Source organism: Gordonia amarae NBRC 15530 (assembly GCF_000241345.1).
Taxonomy (GTDB): Bacteria; Actinomycetota; Actinomycetes; order Mycobacteriales; family Mycobacteriaceae; genus Gordonia; species Gordonia amarae.
The window spans coordinates 1-19,677 of the sequence record NZ_BAED01000058.1 but is presented as its reverse complement, the minus strand read 5'-3'; the positions used below and the strand labels follow the sequence as shown (position 1 = coordinate 19,677).

At 65.9% G+C, this 19,677-nt stretch carries 20 protein-coding genes; 10 read left to right on the top strand and 10 right to left on the bottom strand.

Features of this window, described 5'->3' with window-relative positions; translation table 11 throughout:
* Positions 1-104: 104 nt before the first annotated feature.
* Genes GOAMR_RS15965 through GOAMR_RS15920 form a run of 10 tightly spaced genes read left to right on the top strand, consistent with a single transcriptional unit; the run spans position 105 to position 11,412 of the window.
* A complete protein-coding gene (locus GOAMR_RS15965) occupies positions 105-1,619 on the top strand; it encodes an acyl-CoA carboxylase subunit beta (protein WP_005190070.1) in 1,515 nt (504 codons plus the stop codon).
* Between the two features lie 28 nt (positions 1,620-1,647).
* Positions 1,648-2,511, top strand: a complete 864-nt coding sequence (locus GOAMR_RS15960) for an MlaE family ABC transporter permease (protein WP_005190067.1) — start codon at positions 1,648-1,650, stop codon at positions 2,509-2,511.
* 15 nt (positions 2,512-2,526) lie between these two features.
* Entirely contained in the window at positions 2,527-3,738 is a 1,212-nt protein-coding gene (locus tag GOAMR_RS15955; RefSeq protein ID WP_005190064.1) for an MCE family protein, read from the top strand.
* Entirely contained in the window at positions 3,738-4,802 is a 1,065-nt protein-coding gene (locus GOAMR_RS15950; RefSeq protein WP_005190058.1) for an MCE family protein, read from the top strand. Before GOAMR_RS15955 ends, GOAMR_RS15950 begins: the two co-directional genes overlap by 1 nt.
* On the top strand, positions 4,799-6,043 hold the full coding sequence (locus GOAMR_RS15945) for an MCE family protein (protein ID WP_005190055.1): 1,245 nt from the start codon (positions 4,799-4,801) through the stop codon (positions 6,041-6,043). The genes GOAMR_RS15950 and GOAMR_RS15945 overlap by 4 nt, the downstream gene beginning before the upstream one ends.
* A gap of 57 nt (positions 6,044-6,100) precedes the next feature.
* Positions 6,101-7,405, top strand: a complete 1,305-nt coding sequence (locus GOAMR_RS15940) for an MCE family protein (RefSeq protein ID WP_005190052.1) — start codon at positions 6,101-6,103, stop codon at positions 7,403-7,405.
* Positions 7,405-8,766 (top strand): MlaD family protein, encoded by a 1,362-nt coding sequence (locus GOAMR_RS15935; RefSeq protein WP_005190049.1) that lies wholly within the window; start codon positions 7,405-7,407, stop codon positions 8,764-8,766. The genes GOAMR_RS15940 and GOAMR_RS15935 overlap by 1 nt, the downstream gene beginning before the upstream one ends.
* Positions 8,763-10,223 carry an MCE family protein gene (locus GOAMR_RS15930; RefSeq protein ID WP_005190046.1) on the top strand — a complete coding sequence of 487 codons (1,461 nt, stop codon included), beginning with the start codon at positions 8,763-8,765 and terminating at the stop codon, positions 10,221-10,223. Before GOAMR_RS15935 ends, GOAMR_RS15930 begins: the two co-directional genes overlap by 4 nt.
* Positions 10,224-10,249: 26 nt before the next feature.
* Entirely contained in the window at positions 10,250-10,747 is a 498-nt protein-coding gene (locus GOAMR_RS15925; protein WP_138943773.1) for a hypothetical protein, read from the top strand.
* A complete protein-coding gene (locus GOAMR_RS15920; protein WP_005190039.1) occupies positions 10,747-11,412 on the top strand; it encodes a hypothetical protein in 666 nt (221 codons plus the stop codon). The genes GOAMR_RS15925 and GOAMR_RS15920 overlap by 1 nt, the downstream gene beginning before the upstream one ends.
* 140 nt (positions 11,413-11,552) lie before the next feature.
* Here the strand turns inward: GOAMR_RS15920 and GOAMR_RS15915 are convergent, their stop codons facing one another.
* From GOAMR_RS15915 to GOAMR_RS15875, 10 genes are all read right to left on the bottom strand, one after another.
* Positions 11,553-11,981, bottom strand: coding sequence for a PaaI family thioesterase (locus GOAMR_RS15915; RefSeq protein WP_005190036.1), 429 nt, complete (start codon positions 11,979-11,981; stop codon positions 11,553-11,555).
* A gap of 31 nt (positions 11,982-12,012) precedes the next feature.
* Entirely contained in the window at positions 12,013-13,143 is a 1,131-nt protein-coding gene (locus GOAMR_RS15910) for an alcohol dehydrogenase catalytic domain-containing protein (RefSeq protein ID WP_040515538.1), read from the bottom strand.
* Positions 13,144-13,272: 129 nt separating this feature from the next.
* Complete coding sequence (locus GOAMR_RS15905; RefSeq protein WP_005190031.1) at positions 13,273-13,998, bottom strand: TetR/AcrR family transcriptional regulator C-terminal domain-containing protein; 726 nt, start codon at positions 13,996-13,998, stop codon at positions 13,273-13,275.
* A gap of 260 nt (positions 13,999-14,258) precedes the next feature.
* Positions 14,259-14,450, bottom strand: coding sequence for a ferredoxin (locus GOAMR_RS15900; protein WP_005190029.1), 192 nt, complete (start codon positions 14,448-14,450; stop codon positions 14,259-14,261).
* Between the two features lie 171 nt (positions 14,451-14,621).
* Positions 14,622-14,768, bottom strand: coding sequence for a hypothetical protein (locus GOAMR_RS24260; protein ID WP_005190026.1), 147 nt, complete (start codon positions 14,766-14,768; stop codon positions 14,622-14,624).
* Between the two features lie 106 nt (positions 14,769-14,874).
* Positions 14,875-15,552, bottom strand: a complete 678-nt coding sequence (locus GOAMR_RS15895; protein ID WP_005190023.1) for a hypothetical protein — start codon at positions 15,550-15,552, stop codon at positions 14,875-14,877.
* 11 nt (positions 15,553-15,563) lie between these two features.
* Complete coding sequence (locus GOAMR_RS15890; protein WP_005190022.1) at positions 15,564-16,553, bottom strand: MlaD family protein; 990 nt, start codon at positions 16,551-16,553, stop codon at positions 15,564-15,566.
* Complete coding sequence (locus GOAMR_RS15885; protein ID WP_005190020.1) at positions 16,553-17,647, bottom strand: MlaD family protein; 1,095 nt, start codon at positions 17,645-17,647, stop codon at positions 16,553-16,555. Before GOAMR_RS15885 ends, GOAMR_RS15890 begins: the two co-directional genes overlap by 1 nt.
* Positions 17,644-18,735, bottom strand: coding sequence for an MlaD family protein (locus GOAMR_RS15880; RefSeq protein ID WP_005190018.1), 1,092 nt, complete (start codon positions 18,733-18,735; stop codon positions 17,644-17,646). The genes GOAMR_RS15885 and GOAMR_RS15880 overlap by 4 nt, the downstream gene beginning before the upstream one ends.
* Before the next feature lie 2 nt (positions 18,736-18,737).
* Positions 18,738-19,677 (bottom strand): MlaD family protein (locus GOAMR_RS15875; RefSeq protein ID WP_005190016.1); only part of this gene is annotated, 940 nt, incomplete at its 5' end.

Here is a 19,677-nt window from a genome sequence, read left to right as displayed (position 1 = left end):
ACAATATTCCCCGGTGCTGATGTCGTAACCCTAAATACCTGATTCACAACAGTGAAATGGTCCGCCGGAACGGCCGGCACCAAGACGAGAGACACGGAGGCCCGATGACCTCGACGCAGGCAGGAGCCTGGGACGAAACCCTGGACGACCTGGAGGCGCGCCGCAAACGCTCCTATGCGATGGGTGGCGCCGAGCGGGTGGCCAAGCACCGCGCCAAGGGCAAGCTCGACGCCCGCGCCCGGGTCCGCGCGCTGCTCGATCCCGGCAGCTTCCAGGAGTTCGGCACCCTGGTCGGCGGTGAGATCGCCGCCGACGCCATCGTCACCGGCACCGGCGAGATCAACGGCATGCCGGTGGTCGTCGGCGCCGAGGACTTCACCACCTTCGCCGGCACCATCGCCCCCGGCAGCAACGCCAAGCGGTATCGCGTCGCCGAACTCGCCCTGCGCAACCGGATCCCGATGGTGATGCTGCTCGAAGGCGCGGGCTTCCGGCCCACCGGCGACCACTACGGTCGCACCCCCACCGATCTCCTGATGCAGGCCCAGTGCTCGGGCAAGGTGCCGATCGTGACCGCGGTGCTCGGGCCGTCGGCCGGTCACGGCGCACTGGTGGCGCCGGTCTCCGACTTCCGGGTGATGAGCGACCAGGGATCGATCTTCACCGCCGGACCGCCGGTGGTGAAGGCCTCGACCGGTGAGGACATCTCCAAAGAAGACCTGGGCGGGCCCACCGTCGCCATCCCCAGCGGCGTCATCCACAACCACTACGCCGACGACCTGACCTGCCTGAACGAGGTGCGCCGCTACCTGTCGTACTTCCCGCCGAGCGCCTGGTCGTATCCGGCGCCGCGCCCCGGCGACGCCGACGACCCGGAGATCACCGGGCCCCGCGACTCGTCGGAGTTGCTCGAGGTGGTCTCCCGCGACAACCGCCGCGTCTATGACATGCACGACGTCCTCGACATCGTGCTCGACACCGACGACTGGATGGAGATCCAGCCGAAGTTCGGGCAGGCCGTGATCTGCGCGCTCGGCCACCTCGGCGGGCATCCGGTGGCGGTGGTGGCCAACCAGCCGCAGGTGCTGGCCGGGTCGATCGACGCCGCGGCCGCGGACAAGGCCGCGCACTTCATCCAGGTCGCCGACTCGTTCCACCTGCCGCTGATCTTCCTCGCCGACAATCCCGGCATGCTGCCCGGCAGCAGGTCCGAGCGTGAGGGCGTGCTGCTGGCCGGTGGCAAGATGTTCGCCGCCCAGACCACCGCGACCACCCTGAAACTGCACCTGACCCTGCGCAAGGCCTACGGCTTCGGGTCGATGGTGATGTCTTTGCTCGGTTTCGACAATCAGGTCGCGGCCTTCGCCTATCCTGGGGCGACCATGGGAGCGATGGGGGCGGGGGCGTTGAGTTCTGCGTCCGGGGCGGATGCGGATATGGCAAAACAGTTGCGCGACATGGAACTTGCCGCGTCTTACTATTCGGCCGAGATGATGGGATTCGACGAGTTGATCGATCCACGCGAGACACGCAACCAATTGTTGTTCGCCCTGCGGCGCGGCCTGTACTCGCGGCAGGCCGCTCCCGAACCGGTGCAGCGCACCGCGATCATGCCCTGATCCGGGCAGTCACACCGACAGGATCCCGATGACCGCCAGACCCGTTCTCGCCGGCACCACGAGGCTGCCGCGCCTGCGCCGCAGGCTCGGGCGGGCGGGCGCGAGCTGGGAGAAGCTCGGCGAGCAGGCGCTGTACTACTTCGTCTCCGTCGCCAGCATCCCGCGCGCGGTCAAGCACTACCGGCGTGAGGTGCTGCGGGTGATCGCCGAGATCACCATGGGTACCGGGGCGCTGGCGGTCATCGGCGGCACCGTGGTGGTGGTGGGCTTCCTGACCCTGTTCACCGGCGGCACCATCGCCGTGCAGGGCTACAGTTCGCTGGCCAACATCGGCGTGGAGGCCCTCACCGGCTTCTTCTCGGCGTATATCAACGTGCGCATCGCGATCCCGGTGATCTCCGGGATCGCGCTCGCCGCCACGGTCGGGGCCGGTACCACCGCCCAGCTCGGGGCGATGCGGGTGTCGGAGGAGATCGACGCGCTGGAGACGATGGCGATCCCCGCCATCCCGTATCTGGTGGGCACCCGCATCCTGGCCGGGCTGGTCGCGATCGTCCCGCTGTACGCGCTGGCCACGGTGGCGGCCTTCTTCTCCAGCCGGTTCGCCACCGTGTACATCTACGGTCAGTCGTCGGGCGTCTACGACCACTACTTCACGACGTTCCTGGCGCCGAGCGATCTCTTGTGGTCGTTCGTGCAGGCCATAGCGATGGCCGTGGCGGTGATGCTGATCCACACCTACCACGGCTACAACGCCTCCGGCGGCCCGGTGGGAGTGGGTGTGGCCGTGGGCAATGCGGTGCGCGCCTCGCTGGTGGCCGTCGTGCTGATCACCCTGCTGATGTCACTGGCGATCTACGGCATCGACGGCAAGTTCAATCTGTCGGGGTAGGGGTAATCGGGGCCAATGAGTTTCGGAAGTGAATTCTCGGGGGGAGCCAAGAAGGCGGCCGCGGCGGCGCTCGTCTTCTTCGTGGTGGCCGTCGTCGTCCTGGCGATCATGCAGTTCCAGGCCGCCTTCACCCGCACCATCCCGGTGACCGTGGTGGCCGACCGGGCCGGCCTGGTGATGAACCCGGAGGCCAAGGTCCAGTTGCGCGGCGTCAGGGTGGGCCGGGTCGCCTCCATAGACGAGGACCCGGGCCGCGGCAAGGTCACCCTGAAACTCGACATCGAACGCGATCAGGTCAAGTACATCCCGGCCAACGTGGGTGCGATGATCCGCTCCAACACCGTCTTCGGCGCCAAGTCGGTGGAGTTGCAGACCCCCGACGATCCGTCGCCGCAGAAGATCTCCTCGGGGGCGGTGATCACCGGAGACCGGGTGGCGGTCGAACTCAACACCGTCTACCAGCGGCTGGTCGGGGTGCTCGCCGAACTCGAACCGGTGAAGCTCAACGTGGTGCTGGGCACGCTGTCGAAGGCGCTGGAGGGCAACGGCAACAAGCTCGGTGAGGGTCTGTCCGGACTGTCGAGACTGCTGGGCACGATGACCTCGCGCGGGCGGGCGGAGACACTGCGCAACGACATCAGTTCGGCCGGGCGCGTCATCGACACCTACGCCGATGCCGCACCCGACCTGGTGCGCACCGTCGACAACCTGACGAACCTGGGAAACACCTTGCGTGACAAGCAGTCCGATCTGGACTCGCTGCTGGTCAACCTCACCGGTATGGCGGACGCCGGGAATCAGACACTGGCCCCGAAGAAGGACACACTCATCACCACCCTGTCCGATTTCACCCAGACCGCGACGCTGTTCGGTGGTCTCGCGCCGGGGGTGCGGTGCTTCTTCGAGCCGATCGCCCGGGTGGCCTTGGGCACGGGTATGCAGCCCGGCGGGGTGTTCGGCACCGACACCGGCTTCTTCAAGTTCAACGCGACGCTGCGGCCCAACAAAGACAGCTACCGCTATCCCGACGACCTGCCCAAGGTGGGAGCCGAAGGCGGCCCGACCTGCATGGCAGGCCTGTCAAACGTGAACCAGCGGACACCGGCGCCGTTCTACGTGGCCGACACCTCCGATCGTCCCTACCAGCCGCGTACCTCGCCGCAGGTCAACCCGAAGAGGCTGTTCCAGTTGATGTTCGGCGAGTACCCGGGACCGGGGCCCAAGTGATGGCCACCGAAAGAGATCGCGTCTTCCGCGCCACCGCACTCAAACTCGGCGTGTTCGGCACCGTCATGGTGCTGGTGTTCGCCGGTCTGGTGATCGTGTTCGGGCAGTTCCGCGGCGGCTCGTCGGGTGACTATTCGGCGATCTTCACCAGCGCCTCCCGCCTCACCGCCGGCTCTAAGGTGCGCATCGCCGGTGTGGAGGTGGGCCGGGTGCAGAGCGTCGCGGTGACCCGCGACCATCAGGCCAAGATCGGTTTCTCCGTCGACGACGCCTACGAGCTGCCCACCGACGTTCGCGCGCTGATCCGGTACGAGAACCTCACCGGCGATCGGTACCTCGAACTCGAACAGGGGTCGGGAACCTCGCTGCAGACCCTCAAACACAACGCCACGATCCCGGTGGAGAACACCGAACCGGCGCTGAATCTCGACGTGCTGCTCGGCGGCTTCAAACCGTTGTTCGAGACGCTCAAACCGGACGACGTGAACTCTCTCGCCGACAGCCTGGTCAAGGTGTTCCAGGGGCAGGGCACGACTATGGAATCGCTGCTCGGTGACACCGCGTCGTTCACCTCCGCGCTGGCCGACAAGGACAAACTGATCGGCGAGGTCATCGACAATCTCAACGCTTCGCTCGGGACGTTCGCCGACAACAGCAAGGGACTGGACACCTCGCTGGTGCAGATGCGCGAACTCGTCGACGGACTGGCCCGCCAGCGGGGCACCATCGGCTCGTCGTTGCAGAGCACCTCCGAACTCACCACCAGGCTCAGCGATGTGCTGGAGACCAATCGGCCCGCGCTGGCAGACCTGGTCCCGGAGGTGCATCAGCTCTCCGACAATCTGTTGCGGTCGCCGGGACAGCTCGACACCACGTTCAAGCAGTTCCCCGACGCCTTCCGCAGGCTCAGCAATCTCGGCAGTTACGGGTCGTGGCTGCAGATCTGGCTGTGCAAGGTCACGATCATGTTCAGCGGCCCCGACAACCAGACCATCTACTGGACCGCGCTCGATTCCACCACCGACAAGAACCAGAATCCCGGGGGGAGGTGCCAGAAACGATGAGCGAGAGCGAACCCAACCAGCCCGACCCCCAGAAGTCGCCGAAACATGCGCCGATGCACAAGCATTCGTCCAACGACGCCGCGGTGATCGCCGCCCGGCGCCTGCGGATGGGCATGATCGGCGTGCTGGTCACCGCGATGGTGGTGCTGTCGGCACTGCAGATGGACAAGCTGCCGTTCCTGTCCAACGGGGCCGTGTACACCGCACAACTCGAGGACGCCAGCGGCCTGCGCTCTGGAGATTCGGTGGTGGTGGCCGGTGTGGAGGTCGGCAAGGTCCGCTCGATCACCCTGCGGGACAGCACCGGCGGTGACGGCACACCACTGACCACCGCCGAGGTCACCTTCGACATGGCCGACGACATGGTGGTCGGCACCTCGTCGAAGGCGTCGGTGCAGGCCGAAACCATCCTGGGCCGGCGGAATCTCACCATCACCCCGGCCGGCGACAAGCGGCTCAAGCCGGGCGGTGACCTGCCCGTCGAGCAGACCACCCCCGGCTACACCCTCACCGAGGCCCTGCAGGACACCGCCTCCACCATCCACGACACCAAGCTCACGAAGGTCGACGACGCCCTCGACGCCATGTCGGACGCCTTCGCCGACACCCCCGAAGAACTGCGCGGCGCCGTCGACGGCATCAGCCGGCTCTCGCGCACCATCGCCTCCCGCGATGACCAGCTCGGCCAGTTGCTCAGCCGTGCCGACGACGTCACCGCGGTCGTCGGCAGACGCAGCGGCGACATCACCACGCTGCTCGCCCAGGCCAATTCGTTGTTCGGTGAACTGCAGCGGCGCAACGAGGCCATCGAAACCCTGCTGACCGGGATCAAGGATGTCTCGGTGCAGCTGCGCGCGTTCATCGACGAGAACGGCACCAGACTCGCTCCCGCCCTGCGCAGGCTCGACGACGTGGTCAAGGTGCTGCAGCAGGACAAGACCTACCTCGCCGACGGTATCGACCGGCTCGGCCCGTACGCCAACTCGCTCGGCGAGGCGGTCGCCAGCGCGCCGTACTTCCAGGCGCTCGCGCAGTTCCCGTCGTCGGGCGACATCACCAACATCTTCATCAAACTGTTCAAACAGAAGTATCCGCAGGCGTGGGCGGCGATGCTCCGGTACAACCCGATCAACCCGAAGAACTTCCAGCTCAACCCCGAGTACAAGAAGTCGCAGGACACCCGGAACGCGCCGATCGCCACCTATATGCCGCCCACCTCGTACACCCCGGGACCGCCCTGACATGCGGTCGGCAGCAAGCACATTGACTCATACGCGGCAGGCAGGAGGACGGACATCATGAGCGGATCGAGCGGTATCGCCGCCGGTGTGCGATCGGTGCCCCGTGCGGTCTGGATCGCGGTGGTCGCCGTGATCGCGATCGTCGCCGCCGTCATCATCGGCGGCACGATCGTCAACAACCTGCGCTACAACACCTACACCGCGTACTTCAAGGCCACCTCCGGCATGTTCGTCGGTGACCCGGTGAAGATCATCGGTGTGGAGGTCGGCAAGGTCAGCTCCATCACGCCCCGGTCCGGGGACGTCAAGGTGAGATTCACCGTCGACAGCTCCCGGAAACTCCCCAAGAACGCGAGCGCCTACATCGTCGCCGACAGTCTCGTCGGCGGCCGCTTCATCCAGGTCACGCCGGTCTACCACGGTGGCGACACACTCGGCGACGGCGGTCAGATCCCGATGGAACGCACCGCGATTCCCGTCGAATGGGATCAGGTCAAGAGTGAACTCGACAAGCTCGCCGACAATCTCGGACCGAAGGACGACGACGAGAAGGGCTCACTCGCCCGGACCGTCAACACGCTGGGCCGCAACCTCGACGGCACCGGCGCCGACCTGAACCGGGCGCTCAAGGACCTGTCCAGGGTCAGCACCACCTTGGCCGACAACCGGGGCGATCTGTTCGCCACCGTGCGTAATCTGCAGACGCTCACCACCGCGCTGTCGTCGGTGGACGATCAGATGATGGAGTTCAACGGCCGGATAGCGTCGGTGTCCAAGCTGCTCGCCGGCAACACCGGCAGACTCGACGGCGCACTGAAAGAAGTGGATTCGGTTCTGGGTGAGGTGAGTTCGTTCCTGGACACCAACACCGGTGCGCTGAGCACCTCGGTGGAGCGGCTCTCGGACGTCACCACCACGATAAAGCAGAAGGACGAGCAGATCCGCGGCCTGCTGCATTCGGGGCCGCATCAGCTGGTGAACTTCTACAACATCTACAACCCGCTGACCGGCTCGCTGACCGGTGCGTTCGCCCTCGGCAACGGCGGCAGTCTCATCAACTTCCTGTGCCAGGCCATCGAGGGTTCGGACCTCAAGGGCAACCCGGTGCAGGCCGACGCGGCCGAATGCGTCGACGTGCTGGGGCCGATGCTGGCTTCGATCGCCGTCAACTATCCGCCGTTCCTGCTCAATCCGATGACCGGTATGTCGGCCACCCAGGACCAGCTGATCTACCAGAACGAGGACGTCAAACGGCGCGCGCAGGCCCGCCAGGACGATATCGACGCCGGCAACCGCAAGGAGAATCCGGGTAAGGACACCAATTCGCTGACCTCTCTTCTCGTTCCGTTCGGAGGCAAGTGATGCGCATGCGGGGTGCGGCGATGCCGCGGATACTGGTAGCGGTGGGGGTGGCCGCGACGCTGCTGGTGTCGGCGGGCTGTTCGTTCGAGGGGGTGCAGAACATCTCCGTGCCAGGTGTGGCCGGCACCCAGGACGGTTCGTACACCCTGACCGCGATCATGCCGACGGCGGGCAATGTCACGGTCAACGCGCCGGTGATGATGAACGACGCGACCGTCGGGTCGATCGGCGCACTGAAGGTGACGACAAGGCAGGGGGTAAAGAACTGGCAGGCCGAGGTCACGCTGCGGCTCAAACCGGGAGTGAAGGTGCCTGCCGGGTCGTACGCGCGGGTCGGCTACACCAGCGTGCTCGGTTCGATGCACGTGGCGATCGTGCCGCCTGAACACGAACGCGGCGGTTTTCTGCGGGCGGGGGACCGGCTCTCGGCGCAGGACTGCCCCGAGCAGCCCGAGATGACCGCACCCGAATCCGGGGGCATACCGAATGTGACCGTCGCTCAGAAGATCAGCAAATGTACGGTGCCGAGCACCGAACAGGTGCTCAGCTCGCTGTCGGTGGTGCTCAACGGCGGTGGACTGTCGCAGGTGGGCACAGTCGTCGACGAACTCAACCGGGTGCTCGCCGGCCGCACCGGCGAACTGTCGAGGCTGCTGCCGCGGGCCGCGACGATGGTCGACCTCCTCAACGACCAGCGGGCCGATCTGGTCACCGCTCTCGACGGCATGAACCGGCTCACCGGCACCATCAACGCGCAGAAGCCCACCATCGAGCAGGCCCTGACCGACGGGCCGAAGATCCTGCGGATGCTCAATGAGGAACGGCCCGAACTGGTGAACGCGCTGGCGTCGGTCGACAAGCTGAGCCGCACCACCAACAGTGTGCTGCGGGCCAATTCGGACGATATCTCCACCACGCTCACCGAACTGGAGAAGTTCATCGAGCAACTGGTGCTCAGCGGACCGAGCTTCGTCAACTCGTTCGGCTACCTGATGACGTTCCCGTTCCCGGCCGGACAGGTGCCGCAGTTCGTCCGCGGCGACTATCTCAACGGCGCCATCTACCTGGACCTCACGCTCAACCGGCTGTCGCGGGGCTTTGCCAAGACGATGGTCAACCCGGAGAGCGTGGCCGGTAAGCAGGCGGGCCGGGCGCGGGTCGGCGGCGATCCGTTCACCGGACCACTCCGGGACCAGAACGACCCGGATCAGCGCACGGCCGCCCAGAAGAAGCCGGGCCAGAAGAAGCCGGGCCAGAAGAAGCCGGGCCAGAAGAAGCCGGGCCAGAAGAAGCCGGGCCAGAGACGGTCCGCACAGGCGTCGACCACCGGCTCGGCAGCACCGACCGGGGGACCGCGATGAACATCACCCGCAAGGTCAGGCTCCAGCTTCTGGCGTTCGCCGTTGTCGGGACGGTGGCGCTGCTCATCGTGGCCATCAGCTACCTGGCGGTGCCGGGGATGCTGGGTATCGGCAAATACAAGGTGACGCTCAACCTGGCGGCCAGCGGTGGCCTCTACAAGAATTCGAACGTCACCTACCGGGGTGTCACGGTCGGCAGGGTCGACTCGGTCAAGCTCACCCCGGAAGGCGTGACCGCCGCGCTGATCATCGACGATTCGGCGCGGATCCCCAAGAACCTGACGGCCACCGTGCGCAGCGCGTCGGCGATCGGCGAACAGTACGTGGATTTCGCTGTGCCCGAACAGGACACCGAGAGCGATGCGACGCCGGTGGCGATCTCGTCGGAGATGCTGCGCGACGGCTCGGTGATCATCGGCGAGATCACCGTCCCCATCAGCGGCGTCATCGACCGCGCCGACGAGATGCTCGCCCAGATCGAGGACAGCAACCTGCGCACCGTGATCACCGAGGCGTTCGCCGCCTTCGACGGCCGCACCGAGGACGTACAGCGGTTCATCGACTCGGTGACCCTGTTCCTGTCCGAGGCCAACAAGAACAGCGACGCCATCGTCAAGCTGATCGACTCGGCCGAGCCGGTGCTGGCCTCGCAGGACAAGACCCGCACCGAGATAGCCTCGTGGACCCGTGATCTCACCACGGTCACCGACCAGTTGCGCGCCAACAAGCCTGAGATCACCGGCATCCTGAACAAGGGACCGGCGACCGCGGACAAGGGCAGGCAACTGTTCGAGTCACTCAAACCGACGCTGCCGCTGCTCATTGACAACCTGTCCGTGACCGCGAAAACGCTTGCGGTGTATCACGCCAACCTCAACCAGATCGTGGTGATCTACCCGCGGCTGATCGCCGGTCTGATCACCGCGATCAACAGCGAGGACTCGGACAAGGGCGCCAACGTCGACTTCGTGGCATCGTTCCAGGATCCGCCGCCGTGCACCGTCGGCTTCTATCCGCTGGAGAAGCGGCGCAGCCCGGGCGACCAGACGGTCAAGGACTATCCGTCGGGGATGCTGTGCAAGGTCGCCCACGACAGCCCCCTCGCCGTGCGTGGCTCGCGCAACTATCCGTGCGTCGAATACCCCGGCCGGCGCGCCTCTACCCCGGCCGAATGCCGCACCGGATACCAGCCGCTCGACCAGAAGAGTCTGCCCCTGCCCAACGGTGTTCCGGGGCTGGTGCCCAAACCCGCCTCCAACACGGGCGCCCAGGGAAAGCTGGTGCCCGCCGCGCCGACCTCCGTCGACTCCACCCCGTCGGTGTACGCCACCAACTACGACCCGCGCACCGGCGAATACACAGGTCCGGACGGCAAGGTCTACCGGGTCGACACAGCGAGCAGCAAGGGGGAGGTCGCCACACAGTGGGAGCAGCTGATCACCACGACACTGAAGTGACGCGCACCGGAGCGACCAGGCCGGCGGTGACCAGAACCGGGGCGGGCAGGATCGCCGTCGTGGGCTGGGCGCTCGCGGTCGCCGTGATCCTGGCACTGGCATCGACTCTCGTGGTCCTGCTGTCGGCCGACGGTTCGTCGGAGCCCGACGACACCGAGCGCGTGCGCTACACCCAGTACGCGGCCGTCATGGTCACCGAACTGACCACCCTCAACAGTGGCAACGTAGATCGGGTGACCTCGCAGTTGAAGCAGGCCGGTGCGGGCAAGGCCCTGGGTGCCGACGACGCATCGCTCGACCAGATCGTGGACCTGGTCAAGACACAGAACGTCACCACCACCGGAAAGGTGGTGCGGACCGCGGTGTCCAAGATCGACGACAGCTCGGCGACGGTCCTGCTGGTGTCCGGCTGGCGGATGGAAAGCCCTGGGCAGCAGCCGGAGATCAAGACCTTCCGGTGGCGCGTGCGCGTCGACAAACGCGACGGCAAATTGGCACTCGGCGCGATCGACTGGGTGGTGTGATGCCCGAGACCCCGAACCCCGGCTCACCCGCCCAGAATCCGGAAACGGCCACCGCGCAGGCGGACTCACCGAGGACCGCCCGGACCCCCGTGGTCCGCCTGGCCAGACCTCGTCTGGCGCCGGGAGCACGGCCACTTGCGGCGGGGGTCGCGGCGGTGCTGATCGTCGCACTCGCCGTGGCGGTGATCCTCGTCGCCGCCGGACGCGACGACGACGGCTCTGTCGACGACGCCCGTCGGGACGCGGTGGCCAAGGGGCGCGAGGTGGCCGGACTGATGTTCACCTACTCGCCGGCGACGGTGCGTGCCAACGTCGAGAAGGTGAAGCCGATGCTGACCGGCAACGCCGCCAAGCAATTCGATCAGGTGCTCACCGACGACCAGATGGTGTACGTCGTCGACAAGAACGACGTCACCTCCACGATCTCCATCGCCGACGCGGGAGTGGTCCAGGCTCATAAGGATTCGGCCACCATCCTGCTGTTCCTGGATCAGACGGTCTCCCGCAAGGGCGCCGGCGCCACCTCGGTGGTGCCCAGCCGCATCGAGATGGAAGTAACCAAACACCAAGGCAGCTGGAAGGTCTCGGAGCTCTCACTCATCTCCGACGACAGCATCAGTAAGGCCATCATGCCCAGTTCGACCACCCCCAAACCCTCTGGCTGACAATCCCATTGCTGGTTGAGGTGTGAAGAGCCGCTAGGCGATGAGCCTCGAAACCCGGTGAGGCGACAATGTCCTCTCACCAGGTTTCGAGGCTCGTCGCTTGCGCTCCTCGCGCCTCGACCAGCGAGAACGTGGACCGCCTAGACGGCGTTGACGTCGTCCTTGGTGACGCCCGCGGGTGGGTCCATGATGGCGAAGTTGGCGGTGGCCACCACCGCCAACTTGCCGGAGGGTTCTTCGGTCACGGTGACGTCGATGACGGCCGAGCGCCGCCCGAGGTGCACCACCCGCGCCGTACCGCGGGCGAAACCCTCACGGACACCGCGGATATAGCGGATGTTCATGTCGGAGGTGACCACCATCTTGCGTTCGGTGAGGCTGCCGATCACCGCGCGGCCGGCCACGGTGTCGACGAGGGTGGCGATGAATCCGCCCTGGATGGCCCCGGCGTGATTGGTGATGTGCGGGGCCAGTGGCAGTTCCACCACGACGGAGCCGTTCTCATCGGTCCACTCACGGAATCCCAGAAGTGTGAACAGGTCGTAGATGGAGTCGACGGTGTCCGTCATGTATCAGTCCGTTCTTCTCCGGCGGTGGTGGTCAGCGGTCGGCGTCGGTGAACCGCACGAAACCCCGGCGCAGGTGGTCGTTCCGCAGGTCGGCGAAGCCCTCGTTGATGTCCTCGAGCCGGTATTCGACGGTCTCGACGTCACCGAGCGGAAGATCGCCGAGCTTGTACAGGGCGAGCAGTTCGGCGATGTCGTGACGCGGGTTGCCGCCGCCGAAGATGCTGCTGCGCAGGTTCTTCTGCAGCAGTTCGGCCACCGGGATGCGCAGTTCGGAGTCGTGATCGGACAGGTCGCCCATGCCGGTGAACACGCAGGTACCGCCCTTGGCGGTGAGTGTCATCCAGTCTCGGGCCTCGGCCGGGTCGCCGGTGGCGATGACGTGGGCACACAGGTGCCCGCCGGTGAGGGTTCCGATCTCGGCGAGGGCATCGGCGATGGTGGAATAGGCATGGGTCGCGCCGAGTTTGAGCGCCAGTTCGCGGCGTTCGGCGGAGGAATCGACGGCGAAGATCCGCTCGGCACCGGAGACCACGGCCCCGGAAATGGCTGCCGCGCCGACGATTCCGATCCCGATGACGGCGATGTCCTCGCCCGGTGAGACACCCTCGGCGTGTACGGCGGCGCCGTACCCGGTGGTGAGCATGCAGCCGACCAGACAGGCGACCTCGAAGGGGATCGACGGATCGATCTTGATTAACGAATTCTGGTGGGCCACAACGTACGGTGCGAAGGTTCCCACCAGTGCCATCGGAGCCACGGGCCGGCCGTCGGCGGTGGTGATGCGGTGGCTGCCGTCGGCGATGGACGCCCCGCCGAGCAGGCCGCCGGTATTGCCGCTGCCGTCGCACCGGTTGGGCAGGCCCGCCTGGCACGGGCCGCACTTACCGCACGACGGCAGGAACGAGGTGACCACGTGGTCCCCGACGGCCAGTTCCGTCACACCCTCGCCGACCGCCACCACGACGCCGGCGCCCTCGTGGCCACCGAGGACCGGTGGCGTGCCCATGGGGATGGTGCCCGCGGCCAGATTGTGGTCGGACTCGCACAGCGCGCTGCACTCCATCGCGACCGTCACCTCGCCGCGGCGCGGCTCGCCGATCTCGATCTCCTCGACCGACCAGGGGGAGCCGGCCTGCCTGATGAGAGCACCTGTGGTCTTCATGGTCCGTACCTCTTCCGGGGCTGCTTCCAGCACTGTGCACTGGCTGTCCTAAGTAGCTTACAACCCCTGTCGAGTCCCTAACGGTAAGACTTACTGTTAGAGGTCTTCGGACTCTGGTGAACGGTGCTGTCAGGCGCTCGAAGCCACCGATGCCTTCGCGGCGATGAGCCGCTCGGTGTTGTCGAGGATGCAGTTGAGCACGTACTCGAAGTTGTGGTCGTTGGGGGCGCCGGCCACCCAGCCGTTGGCCTCGGCCTCCGCGAGCAGCGGGGTGGCCTCGGGGGTGATGACCAGGTTCTCGTAGTAGGCGACGTTCCCGGAATCCTCGGCCTTGCTGCGCTGATAGAGCCGCTCCAGCACGATCGAGCCACGGATGTGCAGCTGCACCGCGGAGTAGCTGTCGTAGGCGTCCTCGAGCGACAGCCCGGCGTCCATCAGCAGCGCGACGATGCGCTCGATCTCCTTGGCGCCCATCGCGCCGGCCTTGGTGCTCATCGTCGACCGGATGAGCAGCAGGTCGCACAGGATCGGGTGGGCCAGGAAGGCCTTGCGCATCGAGTGCGCGTGCCCGTGCAACTGGGTGCGCCAGTCGTCGCCGGTGGTCTTCATCGCGGCGGGCAGTTGGTACCGGGTGATGGCCCGGTCGGTCATCGCGTTGAGAAGGTCGTCCTTCTTGCGGAAGTACCAGTAGATGCTGGTGACCCCTACGCCGAGGTGCTTGCCGAGCATGGGCATGCTCAGGTTGTCGATCGAGACCTCTTCGGCGAGTTCGAATGCGCCGTTGATGATTTCCTCGGGGTCGATCGACCCGCGCTCGCGGCGCTTGCGCTTGGGCGCGGATTCCTGACCTGCCATGGTCGGGCCACCTCCTGTGAGTTGGTTGGTCGGATTCTCTGGTTGCGGTTGCTTGTCGGTCACCTGGGCGTGATGACAAAAGACCGTTTATCGATTGTGCCGTTCGGTGCGGCCAACTGCAATGTCAACAGTAGTGGTATTCGTCATGCTCGCGGGCGTATTCGGGCGACCACAGGGTGTGTCGCCGGAGGGTTCGCCGGCTCTGATGCGACGGAATTCTGGCGCGACGGGCAATGGCTCGACGGGTAGGGCTCGACGGGTTATGGCTCGATCGACAGCGCGGCCGACGGGCAGCCGTTGACGGCGTCTGTGAGCGCCGCCTCGTCGGCATCGGCGATCGCGTCCTCGTGGATGTGCACATATCCCTCGTCGAGAACCTCGAAGACCTCGGGGACGATGGACTCGCAGATCCCGTGGCCGACGCAGCGGTCGCGGTCGACGATGATACGCATACGGACTCCCTCGGGCGGATTGAAACAACTTACCGTAAGGACAACGGTAATGCCTCCCGTGATGGTAGTCAACCGAATCGCGCCGTTTGGTCCGGGCGTGAGAAAAGGCGGGTGTCCCAGGGGGACACCCGCCTTCGGCCGTACCGTACGCGGCCCCCGCGAACACCCGGATCAGTAAGCGAGAAACAGGATTTCGTCGCGCGAATACTGGTGATCGGGATGCTCTTTGGCCAGGTGCTCCTGCACCTTCGCCACCAGTTCGTCGTCGGTCTCCTCGCGGAATCCCTCACCGCACGGGCATTGCAGTCTGCGGGCCATCGCCGCCTCCTCGCTGTCGATTGTGCACGCTCGGTGTGCGTGCCCTCTGCTGTCGATTGAACACCGCTGTCGATTGAACACCCTGGGCGTGACCGGGCGCACACCACTACTTGCCGACGATACTCTGCAGGCCACCGACGTCGGTGATCTGCCAGTCGTGCTTGCTGTCGATCGTGATGCTGTAGGTGACCGTGGTGGTCGCGCCGTTGGGAGCCTGCGAACTCGTCGAACTCACATTGACGAAGGCGTCCACCTTGTACACGCCGTCGTTCTCGGACTTGGTCACCGCGGTGATCGGTTGGGCCGTCGACTTCCAGCCGAGCGGTGCCAGGATCTGCTTGAGCGACCCCGACGTCGCGTCGAACTTGGCCGCGAGCTCGGAGGTGGTGCCCTTCTTGAGGGTGGCGAACCACTCGTCGAGCTTCTGGTAGTCGGTGGTGGCTGCGCCGACCGCGTAATCGAGCGAGATCTGCTCGGCGCGTTTCTCATTCGAGGCCTTCGCGTCGCGGTCCGAGACGTCCGACCGCGCACCCATCCACAGCAATGCGAACACGATCGTGGCGGCGGCGAGTGCGATCAACGCGGCACCGACGGCCAGTGACCGCACCGATATCGCGATCTGGCGCGGTTGAGAGGCACTCGCTGCCGCGCTCGCCTCCCGCTTCGTGGACGCCGTTGTCTCCGTGGATGTCTCGGTCGTCGGGGAGGTCTCGGTCTTCGGGGACGTCTCGTCCTCGGGCACTTCGACTTTCGCCTCGGTGGCTTCTTCCATCTGGGTGGTCACGAGAGTAGCCCTCACTTTCCGGGTGGTGTGACGTTGAGTTGCAGGCGTAGTGCGCCGTCGGATCCGACGGTGCCCAGCGCCTGGGTGAGCAGTTCGCCGATATCGAGACGCTGTAAGGCGGTCGCGGACTGGTCGACCAGTGGCTGCAGGCTGGGGCCCAGGGGTTTGAGACCGGGACCGATCTTCACCAGGACGTCGGTCATCTTGGTCAGGAACCCGATCATGCCGGTCTGATCGGTGTATTCCGACGGGTCGCGCTGGTCGGCCAGGTTCGCCAGCTCCGCCGACATCTTCGAGATGATGCCGGTGCCGAGGGATTCCCACGACGGACCGCCGTCGTGCAGCGCCGGACCCAGCCAGGACAGGTCACCGCCGACCCGCTGGATGCTGGTCAGCAGGGTTTTCAGGTCGGGATTCTTGGCGATGAGGGTCTGCGCGAGCAGCCGGGCCGAGCGCTGCAGCTGCGGCATCACGGCCTCGGTGCCGTCGAGACCCTCGCGCAGGGTGTTCACCAGGCTCGAGATGGCGTCGGGATCGAACTGCTCGAGCAGCGTGACGGCCTTGCCCGCGGTATCCGAGATGGTGACCGGGATGAAACTCTCACGGGTGTCGACGTGCTGGCCGTCGCGCAGGGACGGTCCGCCGGCGGAGTCGGGCCGGAAGATCATGTACGGCTCGCTCAGCGCCGACAGGTTCTCCACGCTCATCGTGCTGTCGGCGGGGATCGGCTTGTCGTCGTCGACCCGGATGACGGCTTCGACGCCGCCGTCGTGCCCGATGCGCAGGTCGGTCACCTTGCCGACCTCGTTACCCACCACCAGCACAGGCGAATTGACCTCGATGCCGCCCGAACCGCTCATCGCGATCGTGATGGTGCGGTAGTCCTTGAACGGCTCCACCCGCAGCACCGACACCAGGATGTAGACGATGCCGACCACGAGCACGAGGGCGATCGCACCCAGTGACAGGGCCGCGGTGGGGATCTTGCGTTTGATCGCCATCACCGCACCAGCCCGATCATCTTCATCAACTGCACGACCACCTGAGCCTGGTCGTCTCCCGAGAAGGACTGTCCGTTCACGGTCACCTTGGTGAGGTCCACCTTCGCGCCGGTGGTCGACCAGGGGATCACGTCCTTGCTGATCAGGTCGATCAGCCGGCTCATGTTGTGCGGGGTGGTGGTGTCGAGCGGACGCGCGCCGAAGAGCACCGGCATCACCGCCGAGATCATGGTGTCCGACGCGCCCATCAACGGCGCCAGCCACTTTCCGGGCGGGGCGACCTTTCCGAGGTCGGTGAGGATGTACACCATGTTCAGGATCGAGCGCATCGACGACGTGGTGCGGTCCACCCCGGCCTGGGTGAGCAGCGGGGCCAGCTTCTCGCGGTGGTCGATGACGGACTGTGTGGTGTCGCCGAGGCCGTCGAGCAGCGAATCGAGCGAGCCCTGATTGTCGGCGAGATCCTTGAGGTCCTTCCCGATGACGTCGAAAGCCTTTGCGGTGCGGGTCAGGTCGTCAGGAAAGGCCTTGTTGACCTCGCGCACTGTGGAGATCAGATTGGTGAACGTGCCGTTGCCGGTGGCCGTGGCCAGCTGCGAGAGGGTGTCCTCGATCTGCGGGGCCTGCGAGGTCTGGGTGAGCGGGATCGTCGATCCGCCGCGCAGGACCGAGCCGCCCCCCGCGCCTGTGTGGGTCGACGCTCCACGCGTGCTGGTGAGGGCGATGTGCACATCGGACAGGGGAGCGGACTGGCGCAGCATCGCCGTGGTCGTACTGGGCAGGGTGACATCGGAATCGATGTTCACTTCGGCGACCACGAAACCCCGGTTGTCGGTCGTGAGCTTGGACAGCCTGCCGACGGGCACACCGTCGGCGACGACCTGGGCGCCGTCGGGAAGATTGAGCACATTGGCGAACTGGATGTGCACCGGGTACGTGTCACCGCTGGTGCCGCCGCCGGGAGCGGGCAGGCTGGACGCGTCGAAGTCGCATGCGGTCGCGCTCAGCGCCACCGTCACCGACAGGCCGAGCGCGGCGACGGTGCGACGCAGCCGGAACCCGTTGGCGGGCAGGGTGATGCGGAGAGTTCTCATCGACCACCTCCGGTGAGCAGGCCGGGCAGCAGGCCGGCGAGCGGACCGTCGTCGGTGCAGGAACTGTCCTTGCGGCCCAAGGCGGCACACAACTGCTTCGATGACAGTTGCGGCAGGGCAGCAGGTTTGGCGGTGTAGTGCAACGTGACGCGTTGTGTCTTCGGGTCGATCGCATTGCTGAAGGCGCTCGTGATCACCGGCAGCCGGTCGATCATCTCGGTGAGTCCGGTGACGCCCGCCGAGATCTGGGCGGGCAGATTGTCCATGTTCTGCACATTGTTGATGAAGTCGGCGCCGTACAGCATCGCGATGTCGTTGAGCTGCGGCACCACATAGCGCAGCCGCTGCAGGATCTCGGCGGCGGGCACCGTCATGTGCTGGTTCACCGAATCGATGGTCGGCTCCAGGCGCACCAGGAACGACTTGATGTCGGCCCAGTGGTCGGCGGTCGGTTCGGTGATACCGGCGAGGTCGGTGATGATCTCACCGAGCCGGGCGATCGCCGCATCGGGCGACTTCAGGGCGGTGCCGAGTTGGGTGATGACGGCGTTGATGTCCTCGCCGGTGCCGTCCAGCGAGGCGGCCAATCCCTTGACGCCGCGCGAGATGTCCTTCGCCTCGGCGGGGGTCAGTGTTCCATTCAGTTCGTCGGCGAGCTTGGACAGCGCCGCGAAGGTCTGTGTGATCGATTGCGGGGTCAGGGTTTTGGTAATGCATTTGCCCGAATCCCAGGTCGGCGCACCGGCTTCGGGCTCCGCGCCGATGAGGGCGAGCCTACGGTCGGCGATCAGGGTGTGCGAGAGCGTCGTCGCGCCAACATCGGCGGGCAGCCTGCGGTCCTTGCGGATCTCGAACTCCACCTTGGCCTCGGTACCCTCGGTGCCGATCTTGGTGACCTTGCCGACCTGGACCCCGAAGGAGGTGACGGCGCTGTCGCGGAACAGGCCGATCGAGTCGGGCATGAGCGCGCAGTAGGAGCGGGTGTCCTCGTCCGGGCCGAATGCCCGGTACCCCACCGCGACGACGGCGGCGATGAGCACCAGCGCGATGAGCGCGACACGCGAACGAGACTTCACGAGCCACTGCATGATCAGCACGCCTTGTCCGGGGTCGGGACGCAGATCGTGATGGGTTCACGTTTCTCGCCGGCGGCGGTGCGCAGTTTGTCGCCGATCTCCTTGACCGAACCCACCACCTCACCCCACTTGTTGAGCAGTTCGCCCAGCGGTTTCTGCGCCTTCGCCAGTTCGATGACCATTGGCCGCAACGTCGAGTTGTAGTGCTTGCCCAGCGGCGACAACGACTGCAGGATCGAGGCGACGGACGTGAGCGCCTTGCCGACGACGACCATCTTTTCTTCCGCGAGATCCTCCAGGAAGTTCCAGGAATCGATGATCTGCCGGAAGGAGGTCTTGGTGTCCTCGATCGCCCCCACATATTCGTCGGCCATTTTCAGGGTGCGGGAGACATCGGCGTTCTGTTTGTCGAGGATCTCTACGATCGAATCGACCGCGGCGACAGCCCGTTTGAGCGACTGCGGATTGTCGGCGGTGGCCTCGCCCAGGACTTTCATGGTCTTGCGCAGGTTCTCGCCCTCGATGCCGCTGACCGGTTCGATGGCGTCCTGGAAGATCTCGGGCAGGCTGTAGGGCAGCAGCACCCGGTTCTCCGGAATCGTCGCCTTGCCCAGTGGTGTGCTGCCCGCCGGCATCAGCGCGAGGTAGTGGCCGCCGACGACGGTCAGCATCCGCACCGACAGCGAAGTCTGCGAACCGACGAACACGGTGTCCTCAACGGTGAATGTGATGCTCGCGTGGTCCGAATGCAGCTTCACGTCGGTGACCTCGCCGACGGTGATCCCCGCCAGGCGCACGTCGGCGCCCTTCTTGATGGCGCCCGCGTCGGACACGTCGGCGTGGTATTCGGTGGAGTCGAGGTCGACCATCGAGATCGCGGCGATCACCCCGAGAATGATCGCGAGCACCGCGAAACCGATGAGGCCCCAGTGGCGATCGGAGAGTGTGGGTCCA